The 25,464-nt window shown below is 55.6% G+C and carries 14 protein-coding genes and 1 riboswitch; of the genes, 3 read left to right on the top strand and 11 right to left on the bottom strand.

What is annotated here, in order from left to right; all coding sequences use genetic code 11:
* Positions 1-70 precede the first annotated feature (70 nt).
* The 3 genes from qoxB to qoxD are packed head-to-tail and all read left to right on the top strand — an operon-like array spanning position 71 to position 2,902.
* Complete coding sequence (gene qoxB, locus R70331_RS04255; protein ID WP_042173137.1) at positions 71-2,014, top strand: cytochrome aa3 quinol oxidase subunit I; 1,944 nt, start codon at positions 71-73, stop codon at positions 2,012-2,014.
* Positions 2,011-2,607 carry a cytochrome aa3 quinol oxidase subunit III gene (gene qoxC / locus R70331_RS04250; protein WP_042173135.1) on the top strand — a complete coding sequence of 199 codons (597 nt, stop codon included), beginning with the start codon at positions 2,011-2,013 and terminating at the stop codon, positions 2,605-2,607. The genes qoxB and qoxC overlap by 4 nt, the downstream gene beginning before the upstream one ends.
* 1 nt (position 2,608) lies before the next feature.
* Positions 2,609-2,902 (top strand): cytochrome aa3 quinol oxidase subunit IV, encoded by a 294-nt coding sequence (gene qoxD, locus R70331_RS04245; RefSeq protein WP_039870052.1) that lies wholly within the window; start codon positions 2,609-2,611, stop codon positions 2,900-2,902.
* 312 nt (positions 2,903-3,214) lie between these two features.
* On the opposite strand, the gene R70331_RS04240 is transcribed toward qoxD, so the two are convergent.
* The 11 genes from R70331_RS04240 to R70331_RS04185 form a co-directional block, all read right to left on the bottom strand.
* Entirely contained in the window at positions 3,215-4,924 is a 1,710-nt protein-coding gene (locus R70331_RS04240; RefSeq protein ID WP_042173132.1) for a methyl-accepting chemotaxis protein, read from the bottom strand.
* Positions 4,925-5,055: 131 nt separating this feature from the next.
* On the bottom strand, positions 5,056-5,742 hold the full coding sequence (locus R70331_RS04235; protein ID WP_042173130.1) for an ECF transporter S component: 687 nt from the start codon (positions 5,740-5,742) through the stop codon (positions 5,056-5,058).
* The gene (locus R70331_RS04230; RefSeq protein ID WP_042173128.1) at positions 5,718-7,445 is read right to left on the bottom strand and encodes an ABC transporter ATP-binding protein; all 1,728 of its coding nucleotides are present in this window, start codon (positions 7,443-7,445) and stop codon (positions 5,718-5,720) included. The genes R70331_RS04235 and R70331_RS04230 overlap by 25 nt, the downstream gene beginning before the upstream one ends.
* Positions 7,361-8,305, bottom strand: a complete 945-nt coding sequence (locus tag R70331_RS04225; protein WP_052418908.1) for an energy-coupling factor transporter transmembrane component T — start codon at positions 8,303-8,305, stop codon at positions 7,361-7,363. Before R70331_RS04225 ends, R70331_RS04230 begins: the two co-directional genes overlap by 85 nt.
* Positions 8,302-9,132: a DUF4430 domain-containing protein gene (locus tag R70331_RS30965; RefSeq protein WP_231576402.1), complete on the bottom strand. Its 831-nt coding sequence runs from the start codon at positions 9,130-9,132 to the stop codon at positions 8,302-8,304. The genes R70331_RS04225 and R70331_RS30965 overlap by 4 nt, the downstream gene beginning before the upstream one ends.
* A 238-nt stretch (positions 9,133-9,370) precedes the next feature.
* Positions 9,371-14,590: an S-layer homology domain-containing protein gene (locus R70331_RS04215; protein WP_052418905.1), complete on the bottom strand. Its 5,220-nt coding sequence runs from the start codon at positions 14,588-14,590 to the stop codon at positions 9,371-9,373.
* A gap of 237 nt (positions 14,591-14,827) precedes the next feature.
* A riboswitch (cobalamin riboswitch) is annotated at positions 14,828-15,032 on the bottom strand.
* 1,005 nt (positions 15,033-16,037) lie between these two features.
* On the bottom strand, positions 16,038-19,301 hold the full coding sequence (locus tag R70331_RS04205; protein ID WP_052418904.1) for a GAP1-N2 domain-containing protein: 3,264 nt from the start codon (positions 19,299-19,301) through the stop codon (positions 16,038-16,040).
* Positions 19,298-20,560: a hypothetical protein gene (locus tag R70331_RS04200; protein ID WP_042173126.1), complete on the bottom strand. Its 1,263-nt coding sequence runs from the start codon at positions 20,558-20,560 to the stop codon at positions 19,298-19,300. Before R70331_RS04200 ends, R70331_RS04205 begins: the two co-directional genes overlap by 4 nt.
* A 280-nt stretch (positions 20,561-20,840) precedes the next feature.
* A complete protein-coding gene (locus R70331_RS04195) occupies positions 20,841-21,476 on the bottom strand; it encodes a hypothetical protein (protein WP_042173124.1) in 636 nt (211 codons plus the stop codon).
* Positions 21,477-21,535: 59 nt separating this feature from the next.
* The gene (locus R70331_RS04190; RefSeq protein WP_042173122.1) at positions 21,536-22,807 is read right to left on the bottom strand and encodes a vWA domain-containing protein; all 1,272 of its coding nucleotides are present in this window, start codon (positions 22,805-22,807) and stop codon (positions 21,536-21,538) included.
* A gap of 278 nt (positions 22,808-23,085) precedes the next feature.
* A complete protein-coding gene (locus R70331_RS04185; RefSeq protein WP_042173121.1) occupies positions 23,086-25,464 on the bottom strand; it encodes a transcription initiation factor TFIID in 2,379 nt (792 codons plus the stop codon).

Raw genomic sequence — 25,464 nt, 5'->3', positions numbered from 1 at the left:
AACCATGGAGCTAACAGCTCTCATATAGCATGAAACATGCTACAGCAACAACCTGAAAGGAGCCACCCTAATGGATTTAGAGAAATTTAAGGTTCACGGCGAACCCTTGATTTATGGAGCCATGATCAGCATCGCACTTGCCACCATCGGGATTCTCGTCGGGTTGACCTACTTTAAGAAGTGGGGCTATCTCTGGCGTGAATGGCTTACTACTGTGGACCACAAGAAAATCGGGGTTATGTATATCCTTGCAGCCCTCCTGATGCTCTTCCGCGGTGGCGTCGACGCCATGATGATGCGCCTGCAGACTGCAGCGCCCGAAATGAAATTCCTTGATGCACAGCACTATAATGAGGTCTTTACCACCCACGGCCTGATCATGATCCTCTTCATGGCTATGCCGTTTATTATCGGTCTGATGAACGTCATCATTCCGCTGCAGATCGGCGCAAGAGACGTTGCTTTCCCCCGGCTCAACGCTGTCAGCTTCTGGCTCTTCTTTTTCGGAGCGATGCTGCTTAACATCTCCTTCGTCATCGGCGGTTCACCGGATGCAGGCTGGTCCGCTTACTTCCCGCTGGCGAGTCTGGAGTTCAGCCCAACCGTAGGTAACAACTACTATTCTCTGGCTCTGCAGATTTCCGGTATCGGTACGCTTATTACAGGGGTTAACTTCATTGTTACCATCCTCAAAATGCGTGCTCCGGGCATGACCCTGATGAAGATGCCGATGTTCACCTGGTCTGTACTGATTACAAACGTTATTATCGTCTTCGCTTTCCCTGTGCTTACCGTAGCACTGGCACTAATGATGTTCGACCGCCTGTTCGGCTCACAGTTCTTTACGATGGCCAACGGCGGGATGGATATGCTCTGGGCCAACCTGTTCTGGGTATGGGGACATCCTGAGGTATACATTGTTATTCTGCCGGCCTTCGGTATATACAGTGAGATCATTGCCACCTTCTCCAAAAAGAACCTGTACGGATATACCTCCATGGTATTCAGTATGGTTATCATCTCGCTCCTGTCCTTCCTGGTATGGGCTCACCATTTCTACACCATGGGTCAGGGCGTAATGGTCAACAGCTTCTTCTCCATCACCACGATGGCAATTGCTGTTCCGACCGGGGTCAAAATATTTAACTGGTTGTTCACCCTCCGCAAAGGGCGAATCACCTTTACTACACCGATGCTGTACACGCTGGCCTTTATCCCGATCTTTACTATCGGCGGGGTTACCGGCGTCATGCTGGCGATGGCCAGTGCCGATTACCAGTACCATAATACAATGTTCCTGGTAGCGCATTTCCACTATGTTCTGATTCCGGGCGCAGTGTTCGCCGTTATTGCCGGGTTCCACTACTGGTTCCCGAAAGTATTCGGCTTCCGTCTGAACGAACGTCTCGGCAAGCATGCCTTCTGGTGGATCATTATTTCCTTTAACGTAACCTTCTTCCCGCTGTTCTTCCTCGGCCTGATGGGGATGACACGCCGGATGTACACCTATTCGGAAGAGACCGGCTTCGGTCCGCTGAATATGCTGTCATTCGCCGGAGCGGTAGGTCTGTCTATCGGCTTCCTCCTGCTGGTGTACAACATCTACTGGAGTACCCGCTACATGCCGAGAGATACAACAAGCGATCCTTGGGATGGACGTACCCTGGAATGGGCTACACCAAGTCCGATCCCGGCTTACAACTTTGCAATTGTGCCTAAGGTTAAATCCCTGGATCCGTTCTGGGAATCCAAACAGAAGAACATTCCGCTGTTTGAAGACAAAATCACCAAGATTCACTTGCCTAACAATACCGGGAAGCCATTTATCCTGGGTGTAATCTTCTTCTTCCTGGGCTTCTTCCTCGTATTCAGTATGTGGATTCCGGCTATTGTCGCCGGTGTCGGTGTCATTGTTATGCTGGCAGCGATGTCCTTTGACCAGGATCACGGCTTCTACGTATCAGCTGAAGAAGTTATTGCGACTGAAAAGAAACTGCGGGGTGAGACTGTATGAAGATAGATGCGTCGAAGCCGCTGGAATATTCAACAGAAGAGAACAGTAATAAGATCTTCGGCTTCTGGGTGTTCCTCGGAGCTGAAATCCCGCTGTTCGCTACATTGTTCACTGTATACTTCGTTATGGTTAACCGTTTTGCCGACGGACCGAGCGGACCTGAGATCTTTGAAATCGGCCCCTTGCTGATATCAACCTTCCTGCTCCTGACAAGCTCGTTCACGATCGGTCTTGCGGTGCACGCCATGCGCCACGGCTACAAAAAAGCCATGATGTTCTTCATGGCGATTACACTGCTGATGGGTCTGGGCTTCATCGGCATTGAAATCGAGGAATTCCTCACCTACGTTCATGAAGGGGCAACTCTGCAGACCAGCGGCTTCCTGTCCAGTCTGTTCGTATTGCTCGGAACCCATGGTGCCCACGTCAGCTTCGGCTTCCTGTGGGGAGTAGGGATTATGATTCAGTTGTGGCGCCGGGGGATTACCCCTGCTACCGCCAACAAAACATTTATCTTCTCACTGTTCTGGCATTTCTTAGACGTAGTCTGGATCTTCATCTTCAGCTTCGTCTATCTGAAAGGAATGATGTGATATGATAAAGCAACTGTTTCCGATCCGCCATGTGATGGGCTATCTGGCCTCGCTGGTCCTTTCAGCCGCTGCGCTGATTGTCATTTACGGCGATCTGTCCCATACAGCCAATGTGGTGGTATTGACGGTCACTGCACTTATCCAGGCTTCCCTGCAGCTGTTTGTGTTCATGCACATCGGCGAATCGGCAGATACCAAGAAAGAACTCTATCTCAACATTGCCTATGCTTTGTTCGTAGGTTTGATCACCCTGTTCGGTACCCTCTTCATCTTCGTATGGGGCTGGTACGCCTAAGCTTCACAGCTCAATCCGCTTCATAATAGAACAGCCCGCTTCCGTTAAGCTACGGAGCGGGCTGTTTTTGGGTATGTATGCAGCTGAATCCCCGTATTTTTCAACAAACCTTCAGCCCGGATTCAACCAACTTTCAGCGCAGGCTCAGATGCCTCTCAGCTAGCGGTTCTACAATGTAGATATTCACAGCAGCACAGCAATCTGATTAAAACTGCAGGTATCCCGGAAGGTCATGACAGCCGAACAGCCCCTGGAACATTACTGTTCTCAGGGGCTGTCTGCTGTCTATATGAAGCTGATATTCCATTTACGTTATAGCTTGAACCTTGCAAGCTCCTTCTGCAGGTCCTCAGCAAGCTTCGCCAGATATTGGGCAGACATGGACATCTCGCCCATTGCTGACAGCTGTTCTTCACTTGCAGCGCTGGTATCCTGAACATCCTCCGCACCTTTGCGGGAAGCATCACTCACCCGCTCCATCGCCTCCGTCACCGACTGCGATTCCCCGGAGACATGCTTAACCGCAATTCTGATCTGCTCTGTCTGCAGAGCAGCTGACCGGATTGCCGACTGGATCTCGGCAAAAGCCAGCGAGACCGCCTCACTCTGCGCCACACCCATCGCAACCAGTTCTGACCCGGCTGTCATTGATTCCACAGCGCTGCCTGTCTGCTGCTGGATATCTGTAATAATCTCTGTAATCTGCAGGGAGCTGTGTCCGGTCGCTTCAGCCAGCTTGCGGATTTCTTCGGCAACAACTGCGAAGCCGCGCCCGTGCTCCCCGGCCTTGGCCGCTTCAATGGATGCATTCAGCGAGAGCAGGTTGGTCTGGGCGGCAATCGCATTGATTGTGGTTATAATTGTATTAATTTGCCCGGAGAGGCTGCCCAGATTGCCGACCACGGTCTGTGTGGCGGCAACACTGGAGTTGATCTCACTCATCCGGGTAATAATGCTGCTCACTGCCTCGGCACCATGCTCTGTTGAAACAGCTGCACCGTTCATCAGCTCACCCATTTCCTTGCTGCTGCGCTCCACTGCCGCAATATCCTCTGCCATCGTCTGCACCGATGCTGTGGTGCGGGTAATGCTGTCTGACTGAGCCTCGAAGCCGGCTGCAATGTCGCCGGAGGCCTCTGCAATCAGCTGTGAGGCGAGCGCGGTCTGCTCTGCACTCGCACTCATCTCCTCAGAAGAGGCCGACAGCATTTCTGTACTCTCCGAGATGCCCTGCATCATCCGCTTTAGACTGGCGAGCATAGCGTTAAAGGACCGGTTAATCTGGCCAATCTCATCCTTAGAGGTATAGGCCGCCGTTACTGTCAGGTCTCCTTGCTCCGCACGGTTCATAAGAGCTTGAAGCTCCTTCAGCGGCTTCGTGATCAGCCGGGAAATAACGATACTGATGGCAATGCACAGTACCCACGCGGCAGTAATCAGAATTGTGCTGACAGTTCTTGAGGTTCTGGCATCGCCCAGGGTGAGCTCGTTATGCGTTCTCGCATCGGCAATCAGCGAGGCCGAAGCATCGTCCAGCAGACTGACCATCCTCTCGCGCAATGCACTGAAGGCACTCCCGGCAAAGACCTGATAGCCCTCTTCGCTCAGATTTTTGCCTGCCAGCTGGAGGATATTATCGCGCTGTGTCCGGTAGTCCTCAAGGAGCGACATATATTCACTGATTCCATTGCTGACTGCCTCATTGTTGAATTCAACGGCTTTCAGTTCTGTCATCAGTTCATTGTTCTGCTCAATCCGGTTCTGAATCTGATCTGCAAGCTTCATGCTCTGGTCAGCAGCCTTGGTCAGCAGGTTCTCCAGGAGAAATGACTCGATCGTCCGGTTATTGGCACGTATTTCAGTAACCAGATAGATAGGAAGCAGACTCTGGTTATAGGTCTCCTGCGAACGGTCAGCCAGTTTATCAGTAAACAGGACCCCGGTCAGACCGACACCGACCACCAGGATTACAGCGACAGCTACAAGAACTGTCATTTTAAATCTAACTTTTAAATTCCTCATTATCCTTATTCCCGCCTTCTCCCAAGCTTGCTATTTAAACTATATCGGCGAAAAAAGTCGAAAATTGATGCATTATAGAAAATAATGTCGAAGTTCACTTGGTTTAGCAGCTCATTCGGATACAGGCGAGCCTATTCCTTAAGCAGCCCGTATTTCCGGCGGAAACGTTTGAGCACACTGGTCCAGCCTCCGGCCAGCACAGCCAGAAAGAAGACATTTGATACGGCATGGGCCAGGTCAAAATAGAAGCTGGAAGCGTAAGCTGCAGCCACCAGGCCCCAGCTAAAAGCATCCGGCAGGCTGATAATGTACCAGATGTTCATGATCCAGCCGAACAGAAAACCCCAGAGAAAGCCGAACAGCAGCATTCCGGCACGCTTCCTCATCCACCAGGAATTCCGCAGCCAGCCGGTGCTAAGACCGGCCATTCCCCAGGCGAACATCTGCCATGGCGTCCATGGGCCTTGGCCGAAATAGATATTAGACACAAGCGCAGCCACTGCTCCGATGATAAAGCCCGCCTCCGCCCCGAATACGTAGGCAGACAGCATAACAATTGCCGATACTGGCTTCACGCTGGGCAGCGCCGCGAACGGAATCCGGCTGACTGCGGCGATTGCCGACAATACAGCCAGCAGCACCAGCTCCCTGGACTCCAGCCTGCGGCGTTCCAGGCGGAGAAAAACGGGCAGCAGCGCCGCTCCGAGCAGCACCAGGCTGAGAAGCATATAGTGGCGGTCCTTCAGCGCTGCCATAAGCGCCAGTCCTGCCAGAAATAGCGCCACAGCCATAATCAGCGGGAAGCGTAAACGTGCCATGCTGTCATCACATCCTCAATGGTCAATGCCCGCGGCAGCAAATCACGCACCATGCGGTTGACCGCAGTTGTATAGAAATAGTTGCTGCTGAAAAACGCCGCCGGACTTCCCTCAGCCGTAATACTTCCATCAAACAAAAGTGCACAGCGGGAAGCATAACGCGCAGCAAACTCTACATCATGAGTTACAACGGCAATACTAATACCCTGGCTCCGCAGCAGTGCAAGCAGGCCGGCAAACCGGGCCTTTGCAGCCGGGTCAAGCCCTTTGGTCGGCTCGTCCAGCAGCAGCACTGCAGGCTTAAGCAGCATCACCATGGCCAGGGCCAGCTTCTGCTGCTGACCGCCGCTGAGGTCATGCGGATGGTTCTCCAGCACCTGACCGAGCTCAAACACCTCTGCCAGCCTGCTGATCTCCCTTCCAGCCTCATCCGGTGCCAGGCGGGCAGCCGCAGCCATATGCTGCAGCTCTTCCATTGCGGTATCGTAGCTGAAATACAGCAGCGGATTCTGGGCCAGGAAGCCGGCGGTTATCCCGGCGGCCGTTACCACCTTGCCCCGCTGCGGCTTGACCATCCGGCTCAGCACATGCAGCAGCGTGGACTTTCCGGCACCGTTACCGCCAAGGACGGCCAGCAGCTCGCCCTGATACAGCGTCAGATTAAGCTTGCGGAGCACCTCCCGTCCTTCCTTCTCATAGCGGAAGGTAACCTCCTTCGCGCTTAGCAGGGGAAGCTTCTTATCCGGCTTGTGCGGATGCATCATTTCAGAGGCATCGCCGGACACAAGAGCGGCAGCCGGGATAAATGCAGGGCCGGCTATTCCGCTTCCAGGGAGACCCAGCGAGGCTGCCGCCGCGTAGTCATGCAGCCAGCGGCGGCCCTCACGGACTGTCAGCGGTATGAACCCCGGACGGCTCAGGCTGTTTTCCTGTGCCGGCAGTTCCAGAAACAGACGGGCTGCCGTCGGCAAATAGGCCTGTACTGCCAGAGCTTGTTCCTCACCCGCTCTGGAGATAAGCTCGCGGGGAGGACAGGCTGCCTTCAGTACCCCGTTCTCTATAAGCAGTACCCGGTCAGCGAGCGGAAGCACCTCCTCCAGGCGGTGCTCACTGATAATAATGGTCATCGACATCTCTTCATTCAGCCGGTGAAGGGTCTGGATGAATTCACGTGCCGCAACCGGGTCGAGCTGCGAGGTCGGCTCATCCAGCAGCAGCAGCTTCGGCTGAAGCAGCAGAACGGAGGCCAGATTAAGCAGCTGCTTCTGTCCGCCGGAGAGCTCATGCACCGGCTTGTACAGCAGCGGCTCCAGTCCGAACAGTCCGGCCATCTCCGCCAGCCTGCTCCGCATCACCTGCGGCGGGTAGCCGAGATTCTCCATTCCGAAGGCCAGCTCATGCCAGACGGTGTCCATGACAATCTGCGCGTCCGGATTCTGAAACACCATCCCGATCTCTGCTGCAGCCCGTTCAGCCGGCAGCCCGGCCAGCGGCAGTCCTGCATAACGGACTATGCCGCTTCCTGTCCCCACAGGAGTAAGCTCGCGCTTCAGCTGGCGCAGGAGCGTCGTTTTGCCGCCGCCTGACGGACCCATGAGCACTATAAATTCTCCCTCCTCTACTGTGAAGGTGAGCTCATGGAGCGTGTCCCGTTCAGCTCCGGGGTAGCGGAAGGATAAGCCTTCCGCCGCGATGATCTCCATAGCCATATCTCCTTTCCTTCCAAGCCCGCCGGTATCAGCACGAACAGGCAGAAGCTGGTATACATCAGCGCTTCTCCTCCGCCGAATACAAGAGGCTTCATACGCGGATAGATTTCAACTGTCCCGTAGCCCTGCATCCAGAGAATCAGCGGGATTAGCCCGCTGATTACAAGCAGCAGGAGTGCGGTTGTGTCCAGCCGGTCCAACCTGAAGGTTGAATACGTACTGCGTCTGCGGATACCGTACCCCCTCGCCTTCATAGAATCGCCCGTCTGCAGCGCTTCCTCCAGCGACCAGGTCAGCAGCACCTTCATCAGGGTCATACCATCACGCATTCTTTTACGCAGACTCCCCTTAGACACATCAATTCCCCTGAACCGCTGGATCATTGTAATCTCGTGCAGTCTTCTCTGGAACAGGGGTATGAACCGGATCGCCATTAGTGTCAGCAGAGCCGTCTTGGGAGCAGCCGCGGCAAAGGCATACATGAATTTATCTGTTGTTACTGTGTAGTTGTAAGAAAGGAATACAATAAAAATCGTAAGCAGCACCAGCATCATAATCAGCCCGTACAGCACAGCCTCCAGTGTAACGGGCTGATCCCATAGGTAGAACAGGATGTGCGCCCCCCTGTGCGAGAACAGCGGATTCAGCAAGGCTACAGAGCCGGCCATCAGCAGATAGAACGGCAGCCCGCGCAGCAGCTGCTTGCCCTGTCCTTGGAGCAGCAGCAGAAGCATGACGCCCGCAAGCTCGGTAATCAGGAAGAGCGGATGCATAAGCAGCGCGGCGAACAGCAGCAGGCCGGCATAGTAGAACAGCGCTACCGCAGGATGCATGGCGCGGAAGCCGCTGCTCATGGCGCCTTGGCTCCGATGTCCTTGCCAAGGTCCAGGGTATAGAGCCACTCTATTGTATCCCCGGGCTGTACCGTGTAGCTTCCGGCGCTTTTATCCGGGAACTCCCCGTTCACCCTGTACATCCAGCCGCTCTCCGCACCATAATCCAATTCATATAGATTGTCTATTCCTTCGACATAGGCAAAGCCCTTCGCTCCCTGAAATTCCATCTGGATCTTCTGCTGGCGGGTAATCCGCTTCAACAGATCCAGCACACTTTCGCCTTGCTTGATTTCGAACGCCGCCGGCGCAAGAATCACCCCGTGCCCGGCATCTCCCGTTATGGAGATGACCGCTGTGTCCGCTGCAGCGGCGGGCTGTGCAGCCGCTGCTGCCTTGGCCGTCGCCGCCGGCGACGGCGTGACTGCCGGCTTCGCAGCGCCGGCAGAGGGGCCCCCGGCAGCGGACGGCTTCGCCGCTGCCGGTGCGGTCAAGCCGGCGCCTTTAGCGGGCGGCGCCGCAGCTGTGGCCGCCGGACGGGACGTGTCCGGCGGAGCTGTGCCTGCGGGGCTGCTGCCCGCAGGCGGTGTAGCCGGCGCGGCGGCTGCGGGAGACGGCGGGACGTTCCCCGCCGGCGCGGACGGCGGGGCGGTGACGGCAGCGTCTCCGGGCTGCGGAGACGCGGTGGCCGGCGGCTGCGGGCTCTGCGCCGCAGCCGTGGCAGTGGCGCTGCCGCCGGACGGGGCGGCAGCCTCATTCGCGCCGGGGGCTGTGCAGCCCGGCAGCAGCAGTGCAGCCAGCAGCACAAGCGCTGGCGGAAGCAAACGGCGGATAGCCGGTTTAGTCATTAATCATTGCACCTCCTGAAATAGACCCGCCCGGCAGAATCTTAGCATGAATGCACAACAAGCCGCATTCCATGGCTGAGCTCCAAAACCTGTAGCTTTTTGTCTTTGAAAAAAGGGAAAGAACGAGAGCCTTCTGCCCCCGTTCCATCCCTATCATTAATCTTATACTATTCTAGCCTAAATCGGGCGCTAAATCTGCCACATCTTTGTAATTTTTCGGCATGCATGCTGTAGCTTGTTACGGCAGCCGGACTGCCACCACTGCAGCCATTTCCCGGGTTACCGCAGCCGCCGGATCAAAGGAGCCGTTATATCCGCTCATATAACCCAGCTGTGATACGGTGCGGACTGCGGACAGCGCATAGCTGCTGATCCGGCTCTCATCTGTAAAGGAGCCTGCTGCACTGCTGCTCTCCAGCTTGAAGGCTCTCATGATCATGACCGCCATATCCTGGCGGGTAATGTACCCGTCGGGATTAAAGACGGTATTGCCCACACCCGAGATAATCCCCAGCTCCTTCGCTTTCAGCACCGTTCCGTAATACCAGGAACCGGCTTTTACATCGCTGAATACAGAAGCAGCAGAGGAATCAGCCGGAGCTTCGCCTGCCAGTCTTAACAGCAGGGCCGCAAATTCTGCGCGGGTGATCTTTTGCTTAGGGGCAAAGATCAGTTCTGTGCCGCTGACACCCTTCATCAGTCCCTGATTATAGGCCTCTTGTACAGAAGCAAGCGCCCAGGCGGAGATTTGGCTCTCATCAGTAAATTTGGCTGCATTCACTGCCCCCGGTGTAATACTGAACAGCTTGGAATCCCCTGTCAGGAAACGGTTGTACGCTGACAGTGCCAGCAGCGCTTGCTCGGTAGCCAGGCTATTTCCAGGCTGGCCTGCGGCATGGGCATAGCTGCCGTCTGCCTGTCTGAACGACGCCAGATGCGTCAGCAGACCGCCCTTTGCTTTTACAAAACGGACATCTCCAGGACCGATGCCGGCACTGCTGAGAGCAATGATGACCTGAGCTGTGCTTTCACTGTTTTCTGTACCTGAAGCCTTGTAGCCGCCGTTCTCCAGCTGCTGCTGCGACAGCCATGTAACCGCCTTGTCGAGTGGAGCCTGCACTGCAGACTGGCTGGTGTGGGCGGAAAGTGCCGTAACTGCCATCGCTGTCAGGTCTACATCATCGGTTCCCCCCGCAGTCAGCGGGAAGCCCCCATCCTTGCTCTGCAGCTCTAAGATTGAAGTAATCAGACGTTCTCTGGTCCACAGTGCATTTGCAGGCACCTTATAGGAGCCGCTGTCCAGGGCGATCAGGCCAAAAATCAGACCGTTGCTGCCCTGTCCCGCCATATTGCTGTTGTTATAAATCTTCTCAATCAGATTATAGCCGCCGATGCTCTGCGGATCTGCCCCGGCCGCAGCTACGGCCAGCACCAGCCGCTCATAATCGGTTACCTTGCGGAATTCACCATTGCTTGCAGCAAGCTGCTCCTTTACTGCGTTCAGATAGCTTGCCGGTACAGCATAGCCGCTACGGGCCAGGCCGATTGCCTGCCAGTCGCTCAGCTCCTCTGCTGCTGCTGCCGCCTTGGCTGTGGCAGCAATATCAGCGGCCAGCTTGTCACGCTGCGGTTCAAACTTACTGCGGTCTACAACTGCATACGTTGTAAAGTGGCTGATTTTACCGGTGATGACCCCTGTTTTGGCATCAAGCACTGCCGGAACTGGAATCCATTCACCTGTACTCTCGTTCAGCCAGGCCAGCGCCAGATTGGCTTGATTAGAAGCCGTGACCGGAAGCACAATCTGCAGGTCCACTGTGTTCAGGAATTTCGTACCGTCAGGCTGGAAATCATACATTCCCGATACCACTTCGGGACGGTTTGCAGGTAACTCCTGAACCACAATTTCAACCGTACCGGACACCGAACCTGCCGGAAGCTGCAGCTGTACTTCACCGGCACTGTCCTTCAGTACAGACGATGCACCCGGAGTTACATTCTGCCGGAAGCTGACCACATTGGCGCTTAGCAGCTTTTGAAGCGCTGCTGCCTCTTCCGCTGTCATTAGGGTTCCGGTTACGGCAGTCGTCTGACCGACCTGCTGAATCGGAAGCGTATTGTCAGCAGTAATGGCTACCCCTGCCAGGCTTCCTGATCCGGCTGCGCCTGTGCCGCCGGTGCTTCCCGGTCCACCTGGCGGATTTCCGATATCCGCTCCGCCGTCGGTTGTGTAGCGCCAGGCCAGCACATCGCCGCTGCTGAGCTTATAGCTGCCCGCGCTTGTTTTGGGATAGCTGCCGTTAACCGAATACATCCAGCCGCTGTCTTTGCCCCGGTCCATCTCGGCCAGGCCGTCGATCGATTTAATATAGACACTGTCACCGCTGCCGCCGCTCACTACTTTGCCGCCAAGCTGGCGGACCAGCAGGCTGTAAGCAGTCTCGCCTTCATTCAGCGTTACAGTAGTACTGGAGAGAATGCTGCCCTTAATGCTGTCACCGGTGACAGAGATCACCGCCGTCGCCGGCTGGGGAACTGTATCCACAGACGCAATGGTCAACGCCTGTGTGTAACGGGCAATGCTTGGCAGCTGGCCTTCAGCATAGCCCGTTACAGCCAGTGTGTGTACACCGGCCGGCAGGCCTTGCCCGAAGGCTGCCACACCCTCTGAATTTGTTGTAGCTGTAACTCCGCCGGCACTGACCTGAACCCCGGCAGCAGCAGAGACAACCAGCTGCGGTACATAGCTCGCATCCCAGACCTGTGTAAGCTGCTTGACCTGAACAGCAAAGGCTTCACCCTGCTTAGGCTGCGCAGGCGTAACCGCCACTGAATCCACTAGCTGCGTGCTGCTTCCGCCGTAATAGACAAGCACCTTGTCAGACGCCTGAAGTACGAAATCATTCATTCCGGTTTCAGGATAGATCCATTGTCCTCCACGGGATACCGCAAAGCTCCAGTATCCGTCTTTGTGGTAGACTCCGCCTTCAATTCCGCCGATTCCCTGAACGAAAATACCATACTGGGATTCGGCAGCCTGCAGCGCAATGCTACGGGAAGCCGTCAGCTGCTGCAGGGCATCATAAGCATTGAACGCCTCAAGCGCACCCTCGGCTATAAGGCCCTGCGGTCCTTCAATCGCCAGGGAAGCCGCTACATTGCCGGGAGCTACCTTGAAAGCCTGCGTATGCCGTACAATTGTAGGGGAGGCCCCTTTAACATAGCCGGTTACGGCCAGCGTGTAGACTTTGGCAGGCAGACCTTTTTCAAAAGCAGCCTTGCCTGCATCATCTGTAGTTACCGTTGTACCGTCAATCGTTACCTGTACTCCGGCTGCCGGTGAAACAACCCGATCACTCGTATACGTTGTATTATTCCACACCCATTGTACTTGTGTAATTGTAACTGTGAACGGTTCATCCGGTTTTGGCTGCTGCGGGGTGGTCTCAACTAAGTCTACTACCTGTGTAGCTGAACTCCCCAGGTAGACAAGCACCTTATCAGATGCCTGCAATTCGAAACTGCCCATGCCGACGCTCGGATAAATCCATTTCCCGCCACGCTGGACTACAAAATTCCAATACCCGTCGTAGGTTTCGCCAGGATAGCCGGCAATACCGGATACATAGCTGCCGAAAGAGGACTCTGTAATCTGCAGCGGAATATTCTGCGCGGCAGCCAGCTTCTTCAACGCTGTCATTACATTTGCCGCTTTCAGCACACCTTCGGCAATAAGGCCCTCAGGCCCTTCAACTGCCAGCTGAACGGACACATTGCTGGAGATAATGGTTACAGGCTGCGTGTACTTAACAAGTGCAGGTGCCTTGTCAGCCGTGTATCCTGTTACTGTCAGCGTATAATCCCCTGCCGCCAGGCCTGCACTGAATTCGGCTTTGCCGTCTTGGCCGGTAACCGCAGTCTGGCCGCCGACGGTAACCTTCACCCCTTCAGCTTTGGAGGTTACCGGAACTGGGGCACCTGTGCTCCAATCCCATGTAATCTGAGTCACTGTGACGTCGAAGGCTTCGTCTTCTCCAGGCTGCGCCTTGGACAATTCAGCCGATTCAACAAGCTGGGTGCCGAAATCCCCGTAGTATACGACAACGCGGTCAGAGCTCTTAAGGCTGAAGTCCTTCATGCCTACTTCGGGATACAGCCACTCTCCGCCGCGGACTACCGCATAGCTCCAGCCGTCATAGCCGCCGAACAGTCCCGCAGTCACATTCCCGATTGCCGTAACATAACTGCCGGAAGGGTTCGTAAGCGCCAGACCGTTCAGTGCTGCGACCTTCTCCAGCGCTTCAAGGGCATTGCCTGCATAAGCACTGCCTTGTCCCAGCGTACCCTGCGGCCCTTCAATTACGAGCGGTACATACACCAGCGGATTCTGCGCTGCCGGCTTCGTAAAGTCATACAGCTTCCCGTTATTACCGCCGCTGAACAGGTTGTAGGCAACAAGTGCCTGCAGCCCTTGTTCAGTTGCGTAGGCATTGACGCTTCCGCTCTCATTATGGGCAAAGCCGCCGCCGGCTTTGAAGAAGCTCAGCAGTCTTCCGATCAGGTCTCCGTCTGTCTTGGTAAAATCCGGTCCTGCCGGGTCTATGCCGAAGGAGGTCAGGCCGATAATAACCTGGGCGGCACTCTCGCTGTTATCGCCGTATCCGCCTTTACTGTCCTGCGCAGCGGATAACCAGGCTACCGCCTTCTGTCCGGCAGTTGCTACTGCCGGCTCATTCCGGTGCGCAGCCAGCGCCGTCAAAGCCATCGCCGTCATATCCGGGTCACTGGCACCTGATGACAGGGTAAAGCCGCCGTCTGCCTTCTGCTTGGACAAAATCTCGCTTAACAGCGCCGCTTTGCTCCATTTGGCATCACTCGGCAGGGTATAATCACCGGAATCCAGCGCAAGCAGCGCATATACCGGGGCATTGAGCGTCTGTCCGCTGATCTTATCATTGTTATAGATCTTCTCAATCAGATTGTAGCCCGCCGAGGAGCCGCTGCCGGCGTAATTCTCCGGATCCGCACCAACTGCCTTCACCGCAAGCACAATCCGAGCATAATCCGTCACGCTGGCAAAGCTGCCGCCGGCTGCGCTAACCTTTTGCACAAGGGTCTGCACATAGCTGTCAGGCACATCATAGCCGGCCTGGGCAAGCCCGATTGCCTGCCAATCTGACGTTACGCCGCTGTTCAAAACATACTCAGCAGTCTTGTAGGTAGCCTCTTTTACAGTAACCTGGCCATTGTCCGCTGCTACCAGCGTACTAAGCAGTCCCGGGGAAGCATCATCCGCTGTATACACAGCCTCCGTTACACTTTCCGCTCCTTGAACCGCTGAAGCATCCGCTGCAGCATAGCTTTGGCCGGACGGGACAACAGCTCCCCCTATAATGGAGATAATCAGCAATAAAGCCAGGCCGAGTCTCAGGAACTTGGCAGAATAATTCTTTTTCATCTTTACCCTCTTTCCTATTAATTAATAGAATGATCCTTCAATTGCCCCTAGCCCAACATAAAAACCGCCCTGATTAAGGGCGGCCGGGAAGAATACAAATTAACGGCAGGACGGCTGTAAGCTAAGCCTGCTCATCACAAGCCCGGCCATAAGCAAGCACAACTTGTGCAAAGCACACTATCGCCTTAAGCCGCAGTCCATCTGCAAGTGTTCCGCATTCTTACCCCACGAAGAAGTGAAACGTCTGTGAAAAAGGCAGGTCTCCTGGCTTGTGCTTCATCGTTCCCCCTTGCCTTCCCGCCCTTCTAAACATCCGGACAGTGGCACATCAGCAGGGGTCACTCTGCATTTACAGTGGCGGGACCGCGCCGGATTCGCACCGGCCTTCCCTATTAAGCGGTTCTATCAAGGTAGAACACGCACCCTTTTCACTAGCTTATTAAATTTTAATATTCATAATCATAGCTAGTATTCCCCTGTATGTCCATAGAAAAGCTGTAACAATCTCATTCCACTCTATGTCAGTAGGGCGGCAGGTGAACAGGCGTCAGCAGCAGAATTGCTTCTACCCGGCAAATATGTGTCAGGGAGAGCATGCCCGCGCAGACTTCCTTCTCAGCCCTTTCCCATACAATAATTACCCGCCCCCTGCCATGCAGCCCTCCCTTTCTCTCCGACTAGCTATACCCTCTTCCTCTTCCTCTTCCTCTTCCTCTTCCTCTTCCTCTTCCTCTTCCTCCTACTCCTACTCCTACTCCTACTCCTACTCCTACTCCTACTCCTACCTAATCCTACCCCACTCCTATTCCAAGTCCACTACTCCACTGCTCCAGTACTCCACCACTTCCCACTTCCCACTTCCCTCTTCACCACTCCACCACCACGCTAATTACTCGGACGACCTGCCGTGCAAACTACCACTGTCCTGATGCCTACAGCCCCTCTTTACTCCGACAACAAACACACCTGAAATTAGTTGGAAAAAAGTAATTTAATTCTGCCGGAATCCCGATTTTAGTGTAAATAGGTGGAAAATAGTTACTTAATCCTCTAGTTTTCTGCTTATTTCGAGTGATCGGCTGAATTAGATGGAGAATTTCCACATAAACCGGTTCATCGCTTATTTCTGCAAAGATTAGTTGTCTAAAATCCACTTAACTACAACCACCTCTTCAGCATTCCGCAGAAAAAAACCTGACCGCACCTGAACATTCCTGCCCGCCCCTCTGCCGATAGTTGTACTGATCAAAATCGAATTTATGCGCGTTGAGAATACGGAGGATTGGGATAAAATACTCTTTCACTGCGACAGCACCCTATATATTAGTATTCCACCGCCCACCATTGGCAGAAAAAAATCCTGAACGTACCCGTGCCGTTATCGGTCACTTGTACTGTTCAGGATTATATTAGTTGGTGACACTAGTTGGTCAGGGACAAACAGGCGTTACTGCGCACCCGCAGTACTCTCTGCATTAGCATCGTCAGAGCCGGCTGCATCTGTGTCAGCTCCACCGGATGCATTGTTGCCGCCAGCGTTGTTGCCAGTAGTACCGGCACCAGCCGAAGCATCAGGCGTTGCCCCCGCTGTAGCGGAAGGCTCCGCTGCCGGCGTGGAGGATGCTCCCGCCGCCGGGTCAGGCTGAACAATCAGCTTGTAATCACCGGCTTTGATCATGCTGCCGGCGGCAAGCACTGCACCCGGCTCCAGGTCAACGGTGACACGGTAGTACGCAGCGCCCGGCTGGCCGGATGACACCGGGGAAGAGACGGACTCGCCGCCGTCTCCTGTCCCGGTACTGGCATTACCAGCCGCGCCTTCAACCACTCCAGATCCGGCATTACCAGCCGCACCTTCATCCGCTCCAGACCCGGCATTACCAGCCGCGCCTTCATCCACTCCAGACCCGGCATTACCAGCTTCGCCTTCATCCACTCCAGACCCGGCATTACCAGCCGCACCTTCATCCACTCCAGACCCGGCATTACCAGCCGCGCCTTCATCCACTCCAGATCCGGCATTACCAGCCGCACGTTCATCCGGTCCAGATCCGGCATTACCAGCTGCGCCTTCATCCACTCCAGATCCGGCATTACCAGCAACGCCTTCATCCGGTCCCGGCGCCGACACCAGGCAACTTCCTGTCGTCGCGATAACACCGTAGGTGTCCGTCACCTTGTCGCCGGACATGAGTTCAATCTCCGAAGGGTTAAAGGCGGAGCATGTCTCAGTATCTTCAAAGGTGAACACCAGCCGTGTACCGCCTGCAGCACCGCTGCCGAGCGCAACGGTAACCGCCGAATCGCCGCCTGTCCCTGCCCCTGTCTCCGGCTGTGCCGGGTCCGGCCGCAGCAGGCTGACCGCGATAATCACTGCGATGATCACAAGCCCCAGGACGGAGCCGCTGATCAGGAGTTGAAATCGGCTGCGGCTGACCCACCGCGCCAGCGGTGAAGCCAGCTTGCTGCGGGCTTCATTATAAACATTTTGCAGCGCCGGTCCGGCTGCAGCCGCATAGCTTTTGCGGAATTCACGGCTCTTGAACGCTTCACGGTCTTGATTCATGAAATATCTCAGTACAGCCCGCTTATAGCCCGGCCACAGCTTCTTATTCGAGACCGTGAACAGCCAGCTGCCCTGCGACCAGTCAAAGAAACGGTACACCGTCTCTTTGTCACCGGCCGCCTTACGCACAACCAGCTCCAGCAGTGCATCATAATCCAGCGGTCCGTCCGCGCGCTCACTGCTGTGATAGAACGCAAGCGGCAGCCGGTCAAACGGCTCGGCGCTGCTTGCCTCCTTCAGCCAGCGGCGCCCGAGCAGCTGCACATCGTCCAGCTCACGCGGGGCAAGTCCGGCAAAAACCTCCTCATCCGGCTTCTCCTCACCGAACCAGCGGTAGGCGGCACGAAGGGCATTGGCCTTGCGTCTGCTGATTGCATCCAGCGGCGGCTGCCAGTCTTCCGTATCCCGGTAACGCAGGAACGAAATATCCAGCAGCTGCTCCATCGTCAGCCCGTCCAGATCTACCCTGCTCAGCAAAAAGCGGTCGGCGGCTGTCGCCAGCTCCAGCAGCAGCGACATTGCCTCCGGATAGAGGCCGCTGCCTCTGCGCCGCTCTTTTTCCGCCTGCTCAACAAAATCATGGGCAGCAGCCACAGCAGCCACCGGGTTCTTGTCCCCGGCCAGCTTCTCCAGCAGATACTCCTTCACCATATCCCGGACAAAGGCCTGCTGCAGCACCTCAGGCAAAAAGCGCCCCCAGTGGAACACAAAGCGCATGATCTCTCTCATATCAGCGGCAGCAGCAAGCCTGGAGTCGATGTACGGCTCCAGCAAGGCTTTGCGGAACACCGGCTGAACCAGCACTTTTTTGAAGAAGGCTGCACTCAGCTCCCCGTCACTCTCAATGATGCCGTATGCCGCTGCCAGCACATCCTCCCGTCCGGCGGCAGGACAGTTGAGCATGGCGTTGATGAAGTAATCGACAATTTTGCCCCGGTAATTATGGCCCTCCAGCACAAAATACGCCTTAAACTGCTCCAACACCTCAGGCTCTGGAATAATGCGCTGCCGGACGGCATCATACTCACGGTCGAACCGCTCCAGAAACAGATCATTCAGCCTGATCCGTGACTCCAGTGCGCCCTCTGGCTTCAGGTAGGATAACAGCCCGCCGAGCACAGCAGACTTGTTCTCCGTGTACAGCTGCTCATTCCCCTGTTCAATCTCATAAAAAACCGCCAGCTCATTATAAAGCGCAAGCTGAAGCTTCCGCTCAGCAGCCTCGCCCAGCAGCAGCGAATCGGCGAACCGGCCGAAGTCCTCCATGCTGCCCCCGCGGCTGAGGGTTGTCCAGGCAAGCCCGGCAAACGGCTGGCGCGTCCCCGTAAAGTCCGCATTGAGAATACGGCCGGATGAAAGATCAAAGACATAATCCTTCTCGATGCTCCGGTCACCGGGACGCAGTGCGCCCTTTTCTACAAAGGTCAGATGAATGTATTTGCGGCTCTGCGGCTCATTTGCATAGGTAATGACACCCAGACGGCGGCGGAAATCAAACGGCAGGGCCCGAAACAGCACTTCTGTCAGTTCCGCAGCGCGCCGCGAAATTTCTATGACCGGCACATCGAGTGCAATATAGATTTTTTTCTTCCCGGCTACGGAGAGCATAACTGCCTGCAGCAGCGCTTTGAACAGCTCTTCGCTAAAACCGAGTGCACGCAGCACCTCCAGCGGCTCAGGCCGGCTTGTACGCTCACGCACAGGAATACCGGTCAGCTCCGGCAGCGTACCGCCCGGCTCACCGTCATATTCAGCGGCAAAGTCCGCATGCAGCCAGTCCCCGTAATGCTCCACAATCTCTTCCGAGCGGATCGGCGGCACAATAAAGTTATGGGCGAAAAAAGCGCTCCGCTGTCCCGTAAAATCAGCCGCCAGATAGCGGCTCTGCCCGATCACCGTATCGTTGGTCTCCGTATGGAACAGATGCAGCGCAGCAGGATACATCTCCTCACTTTTCTCGCCGCGTGCTGTGAGCTCAGCCGGAGCATCGTAGACGCAGAAGGGGTGGAGAATTTTTTTGACAAAATTATTATCAAGACTGTCCGATTTCGCTACGGTATCGAAGCCCTCGGTTGACCGGTAAACCCCGCGCCGCTCGCGGGTGTACATCTGCTGGGTGATCCCGGACCCTGAGAATCTGTTCACGGCCCGTCGCTCCCCTCAATATACTTCAGCTTATGCAGCAGCCAGATAAACGGCTCGTCCACACGGATCGGGCTGACCACACCTTCGATTTTCTGATTGACCGGATTGCTGCCCAGCGCAGAAACGGCGAAATATCCGGTATTGGCAAAATACACATCCATCGTATCCTTGAACGGACGGTCCACCTTCTCGATAAACCGGCGGATTTCTCCGTCGATATTATGATACTCGTCCAGATTCAGCGTTTTACGGTGCACGTAGTTATTGAACACGTTGCTGTTCGCCTTGATATAATCGCCGTCCTCATCCTTGAGCGAATGCAGCATATCGCTTTTGGCGAGAACAACCGCTGTCGGAATATCGGTTTTGCTCTTCTCCTGATAGGCGATAAAATCGCCGAACATCGTCAGCACCACATCGCGCGGCTCATCATACTGCGACACCCATTCACCCGGCTTATCGCCGTAGTTGATACGGATTTTTTCGCGGATGGAACGGATCTGCAGCGGATCGACCATGAACAGGATGCCCGCAGAGTTTTTGATATGCTGGCCGTGCAGCCCGAGATAATCCTGGTCAACCATACCTTCACCGGCCACATCGAAGAACACCAGCGTCAGCGGCGGCTTGCTCTCGTCCTTGAAGACGAACTGGAAGATGAACGGCTCCTGCATTTTTTCCTTCTGGGTCGAGGCCAGCAGATCACCTCGCTCAAACAGAGGCTCTTCGTACAGCGTCCGGAACTTGCGGCTGATCTCGGCATTCAGCGGCATGCAGGCGGCATCAAAATGCCCTGCCGTCGTATGCTGCAGCGTATGGATCAGCGAGGTCATATACACCGACTTCCCGACCTGGGAAGCGCCGATAATCGAAATGATGTTGCTCGGTACCTTGCCTGCGGTTACTGGCAGCTCATTATGGCAGGCCGGACAGAGCCGTCTGCGCGTCAGCACCCCGTAGCGGTCGGTGAGCCCGGTCAGCACATGATCCGTATAGTGGTGGTATTCCTCAGGAATATCAGCCGGATTCAAAATCGCTTCCATATCATCCACCGTATCGAGCCCGAAGCGCTCGCGGTACTTATTCAAGGCATCATCCTCGCCCAGCGCGTAATTCTCATCATCCTCACGGCTGTGCATAGCCCGGAAAACGACTTCCTCCGGCTGGAACTTCGTGAAGCAGTAAGGGCACACAATATCATAAAAGAGCGGCCGCGGCTGCGGCTGGTTTTTCTTCATAAAGCGGCTGAAAAAAGACATTTGTTGTCCTCCCAACGTTTTGTCGTTGTCTGAGCGTTACTTGCCTGTTGGTCACTGGCTTTGGCTAAAAAGTGTGCGCTCTAAGCTACGCCGTGCCTTAACTGCACTTTGTGCATCTATATTACCTTCCAGCACGGCTTTTTTTCTTTTAGCTGCACTTTGTACACTTATATCTGGTATTTTAGCCCCATTCCGGAGATTTCTCCTGATATAGCTGTATAAAGTGCAACTAAAGCTTGTCCAAGTGAAAAAACCTGACTTTTAGCTGCACAGAATACACTTATTCCGGTACCAGCTCATAATATTGTCCGTATTTACGCCCATCGGTGAAAAAGATCCGCACGAAGTCCTCTTTGCCAATCTCGATCGGCGGCAGCGTGTTTCGCCCGGCGGCAAAATCCTGCACGAACGGAAACAGCACGCCGTCCTCGCGGGAGGCCGGATACCCGCCTCTTTTTTTGACATAGCAGAGTACATCCTTCGGTACCGGCACTTCGGCGGTAATCGTCATATGTACTGTTTTTTGCTTGCCGAATATCGGTTTCTTCTGGCTGACGGAATAATAAATTCTGGCCTTGCCTGCACTTACTGTAATCTGGTTAGCGCCTTCTGTCTGCTTAAGAAGCAGCGTCTCACCGCTGTCTTCGATCCGGGCATAGATGGTATAGGATACAAGTCCGATATCATCCATCCGGTCACGGTATCCGTTATTCGCTTTATATTCCTCACGTGTGTACAGCTTCATGCCGGAAGGCGGAAGCGCTTCGCGTTCCGGCCCCTCCGCCGCTCCTTTGTGGATACAAACCGCCTGCACGCCGTCCGGCCAGCGCCATCTCAGCGTACACAACCGGTCCTCCACCCGGGCCGTCACTTCCGTAACAGCCTGTGCGGGGGTCGTTACCTCGGCGTACCTCATGACTGTATGCTCCTTTCACATTTCACAATTCCTACAGCCTGTAACCTTGCTGCCGGGACTTAAAAGCCCTTGCTGTTCCTGTTTCTGCGCGGCGAATGGAACCCTTCGGAACCCGGTGCTGCCGCCGCATCTCTTCTTCCCCGGCGGGACAGCCTTCCTTCGCCGACCGGCACCACATAGGTGAAGAGTGCAATGATCGCCGCCAGCACCAGTACAGCGGTGAGTCTAACCAGCGTATCACCAAAGGACTGGCCGCTAAGCCCGAATTCGAGAATCAAACCGGCGCACAGGCCGGCTGTCCAGCCGCCGATACCGAAGCTTTTGGCTAAATGCCTGTTATCAAAAATAATACCCAGTCCAATCCCAAGCGCAGTGCCGACCAGCATCAGCGCGAGAATCCGTACAACTGCATAATAAGGGCTGTCTGCCGTAGCATCGCTGCGCTCTGTAAGCAGGGTACGGTCACCCAGCCGGTCATAAATCTGCTGGAACACTCCGCCCAGACTTCCGGCGTCAGTAACATCGTAATATTGCCCTCCTGTCGCAGCGGCAATATCCCGCAGCAATGTGGCGCCTGACGGATCATCCAGCGCAAGCCCGATAGTATTCACGGCGATGCCGCGGCTTGTATACTCATTCAATTCTGTAGCAGTATTGAATTGGCTGAAGCCGTCTGACAGCATGATGACCATAGCTCCGCGGCTGGTAGCGTCTGTGTTAATTACGTTCATAGCTTCGGTGAGTGCTCCGCTGATATTCGTGCCGCCCTCCGTCGTCTGCAGACTGCCGATCACCTCCGATACCTTCTCGCGGTTCTCCGTACTCCGCAGTGAGATCAGCGGCTGAACGACTGCAGCATCCTGGCTGAAGGTAACGACAGCAACCTGATTATCTGTATCCATCTGCTGCACCAGTTCCTGCGCTGCGGTGTACCGGCTGTTGCCGGGATCGCTCTGCTGCATACTGCCGGAGTCGTCGATGACCATGACGACGTTCTTGACCGTTCGGATGCCGCCGAAATTCAGCTCGTACACAAATTCCATCAGTGTGCCGACTCCGAACAGTATAACCACCGTCAGCGGCAGCAGCTTCCATGACAGCCCCAGATAGCGCTGCTTCCACGATAAACCGTTCAGCCGCGGGGAGATCATCTCCGCCAGCAGTGCCCCCAGTCCGATGCCAAGCGCTACTATGGCAAAATAGATCCCGACAATTAATATGGACGGCAGGTCATACGGCCTGCTGCCCAGCAGGAGCTCCCCCAGCACAAAAGCTATGCCGCCGCCAAGCAGACTGAAACATAATAAGAGCAGATTGATTTTCCGCTGCATCCATCTCATCCTTTCAGGAACAAACTTTTATTATATCTATACTGTTGCCGGAGCACAGCCAGCCTGTTATCCTCTCGGTCGTGTGTTCCCTGGCGAAATAGGCGGCGGATAAGCTCCGTTGCTGATAACTGCTGGAGGATTGCTGGAATCAAGGGCATTTCAGCACCTTAGCTTTTAACGTCCTTAATAATTCAGCATGCTTAGTACCTCAACACCATGCCCCTGGCGCAGCAGCTCCGCAGCGTAACAGCAACTCAGAAGCCTGCCGGCCTCGTTACTCATCTAAGATCAGGCAGCTGCTCCTCATCCACGCCGTGCAGCTTATAGCCGTTCTGGACATAGGTTTCATAGTAAACCTTGCCGTTGCGGTAATAGAGCAGGTCCTCCAGATGGAAGCCGCCCATCAGGTTGAGCTTCTCCACGCCGCTTCTTCGCTGCTCGTGGACAACGCCCAGCCGGTAAATCCGGGTCGTTCCGTCAGCGTTCAGCGCGTAGCGAAGAAATTCGGAGCCGCTGTCGCCGAAGAAGTATTTCTCCTCATGGCGGTGCTCCTGCGTATACTCGAACAGGCGGACGTTAATAGCAGCACCGTCTTCAAGACCCAGATAGAGCTGCCTGAACAGCTCTTCCCTGGATACAATCTCCCGGTTCTCGTACGCCGCTGCAACATTGGCCCGCCGCAGCAGCTCTTCCTCGAAGGGGAGTGCGAACGGCTCCGCTGTCAGCAGCTCTCTTTTGCATACCTCAATTAGGCGGCGGACAACCGCCGGACCGCCCTGGCGCAGCAGCTCCGAGATGCTGCCCATGAAGCGGTCGCTGAAGAAGATAGCCGCCCCGCGCCGGGTCTCGATATCCAGCATAACCTCAGCGGTCACGGTACGGTAGTATTCCATGATATTCTGATCCACCGCTTCACCGGACCTTCCGATGGTGGACAGCGCAAGGCTGCGCAGCTCTTCTTCCAGCGCCTGCATCGTCTGCACTTTGGCTCTGCTCTCTGCATGCAGCTGCTCCAGCGCCGCGTCATAGCGGAGCGCGATCCCCAGCTCCAGCTTCAGCCTGAGAATCTCGTATTTCCTACTATATATACTCTCAAACAAATAATGAATGAAATTGCGCACGGTCCGCTTGTCGAGCAGCGGCACCCGCTGGAACGGCTGGCGCTCCACGCTCTGCGCGTAGAGCTGCTCCAGCTCCTCCTCGGCACCTGCCAGCGCCGAGCGCAAACCGCCCATGTGCTGACGCAGCGCGTTCAGCACACTGCCCCCGGCCTCGCCCTGCTCGGCCGTCCACTCCGCCAGCTGGTAGAACGTCACCGGCGGAGCGGCCTGCTCCTGAGCCGCCATTACGGCGGCCCACTCGCGTGCAGGGTCAAGAGCCGCAGCACGCGCAGCGGAACCCTCCGCAAAGTTGCTGCGGAAATACGCCCCACCGCCGTCGCCGAACAGCAGAGCTTCCGCCTCGCGCAGCGAGAGCGGCTTCAGCTCGCTGTAGGACGGACGGCCGTGGCTCATCAGCCCGGTCATTTCGGCGATGCCCGCCTCATCCGGCAATAACCCCGCGGCACGCTCGCGCAGTGCCTCCGGCGTCAGGCCGAGCAGCGCCTGGCGGTCGCGCAGGCTCCAGCCGCCGCCGGTCTGCAGCTTCGCGGCCAGAATATGAAAGGCATGATACAGCACCGCCACGGCAACCGGCTTACTCGGCCTGCGCACCGCCGAGAATCCGGCGGAAGCATAGCCCTGCCTGCCGGTGCTGCCGCGGATGCCGCTTTTGAACGTCATATTGTTATAGCCGCCGTGACCGGAAGCCTGATCGGAGGAAGGGCGCACACGGTTCTTGAGCAGGCTGATGTGCGCAATAATCTCGTAGTTATCCTCCATCCCGTTCACCGGGGTCATCCCCCGTTCGTTTTTGTCCGACAGCAGGTAGACCAGATCAAACAATGCAGAAGGGCCGTGGCCCACCGGAATCGACAATCCGTCCTCCGTAACCAGCAGCGGCGCTTTAAACATATAGTCCGGCTGCTGCATCCCGTCCAGTTCACGCAGAAAAGCCAGCCCAACCGAGCTGGAATATCCGAAGTTATCCCCCTGCTCCCGCTCGTTAATCAGCGTGTACAGGTCGGTCTGCACCGATTTGAAGGACTGGCTGAGCACTGCCCGGGCCAGCAGGGCAACCTCAGGCAGCAGCACATTAAGCGGGTCATCGACCCGCGTAATGATGGAGAGATGGATTACATCAAAGGAAGAATACAGCCGTCCATAGTCCGCTATGCTGTTACCGATCCGCCGGAGCGTCCGGTTCATTCCGGCCAGATAACGGCCGTCCTCATGAAATTCCCGGTAGACATCCTGGCGTACTGTCCGGGGATCACGCCCTGCCGCATCCGGCAGAGCCATCCTCATGACCCTCTCCTTGCTGTCTCCCTCTTTACCATGCTGTTCCTTACCGGCATGCAGTGCCAGCACTCCGGCGGCATTATCCCATTTGTGCTCGCAGCGCATAAGCACCTGCTCAATGGCCGGGGATACCTTGTCGCCAAGGAAAAGAAACAGCGCAGGGTAATGGATGCTGCTGCGTCCATCCCCCTTGCTGTGCAGCGCCTCTTCCTGCGCCGCATATTGCTCTGCATAGACCAGTGCTTCTGTTCTAATCAT

Source organism: Paenibacillus sp. FSL R7-0331, assembly GCF_000758645.1.
Taxonomy (GTDB): domain Bacteria; phylum Bacillota; class Bacilli; order Paenibacillales; family Paenibacillaceae; genus Paenibacillus_AQ; species Paenibacillus_AQ camerounensis.
The sequence above is the reverse complement of the archived record's forward strand: the minus strand, read 5'-3'. Positions and strand labels throughout refer to the sequence as shown.

Excerpts from the sequence above, each read along its gene's own strand:
- qoxB (WP_042173137.1), top strand. The coding sequence starts at position 71 with ATGGATTTAGAGAAATTTAAGGTTCACGGCGAACCCTTGATTTATGGA.
- qoxC (WP_042173135.1), top strand. The coding sequence starts at position 2,011 with ATGAAGATAGATGCGTCGAAGCCGCTGGAATATTCAACAGAAGAGAAC.
- qoxD (WP_039870052.1), top strand. The coding sequence starts at position 2,609 with ATGATAAAGCAACTGTTTCCGATCCGCCATGTGATGGGCTATCTGGCC.
- R70331_RS04240 (WP_042173132.1), bottom strand. The coding sequence starts at position 4,924 with ATGAGGAATTTAAAAGTTAGATTTAAAATGACAGTTCTTGTAGCTGTC.
- R70331_RS04235 (WP_042173130.1), bottom strand. The coding sequence starts at position 5,742 with ATGGCACGTTTACGCTTCCCGCTGATTATGGCTGTGGCGCTATTTCTG.
- R70331_RS04230 (WP_042173128.1), bottom strand. The coding sequence starts at position 7,445 with ATGGAGATCATCGCGGCGGAAGGCTTATCCTTCCGCTACCCCGGAGCT.
- R70331_RS04225 (WP_052418908.1), bottom strand. The coding sequence starts at position 8,305 with ATGAGCAGCGGCTTCCGCGCCATGCATCCTGCGGTAGCGCTGTTCTAC.
- R70331_RS30965 (WP_231576402.1), bottom strand. The coding sequence starts at position 9,132 with ATGACTAAACCGGCTATCCGCCGTTTGCTTCCGCCAGCGCTTGTGCTG.
- R70331_RS04215 (WP_052418905.1), bottom strand. The coding sequence starts at position 14,590 with ATGAAAAAGAATTATTCTGCCAAGTTCCTGAGACTCGGCCTGGCTTTA.
- R70331_RS04200 (WP_042173126.1), bottom strand. The coding sequence starts at position 20,560 with ATGTCTTTTTTCAGCCGCTTTATGAAGAAAAACCAGCCGCAGCCGCGG.
- R70331_RS04195 (WP_042173124.1), bottom strand. The coding sequence starts at position 21,476 with ATGAGGTACGCCGAGGTAACGACCCCCGCACAGGCTGTTACGGAAGTG.
- R70331_RS04190 (WP_042173122.1), bottom strand. The coding sequence starts at position 22,807 with ATGCAGCGGAAAATCAATCTGCTCTTATTATGTTTCAGTCTGCTTGGC.
- R70331_RS04185 (WP_042173121.1), bottom strand. The coding sequence starts at position 25,464 with ATGATTAGAACAGAAGCACTGGTCTATGCAGAGCAATATGCGGCGCAG.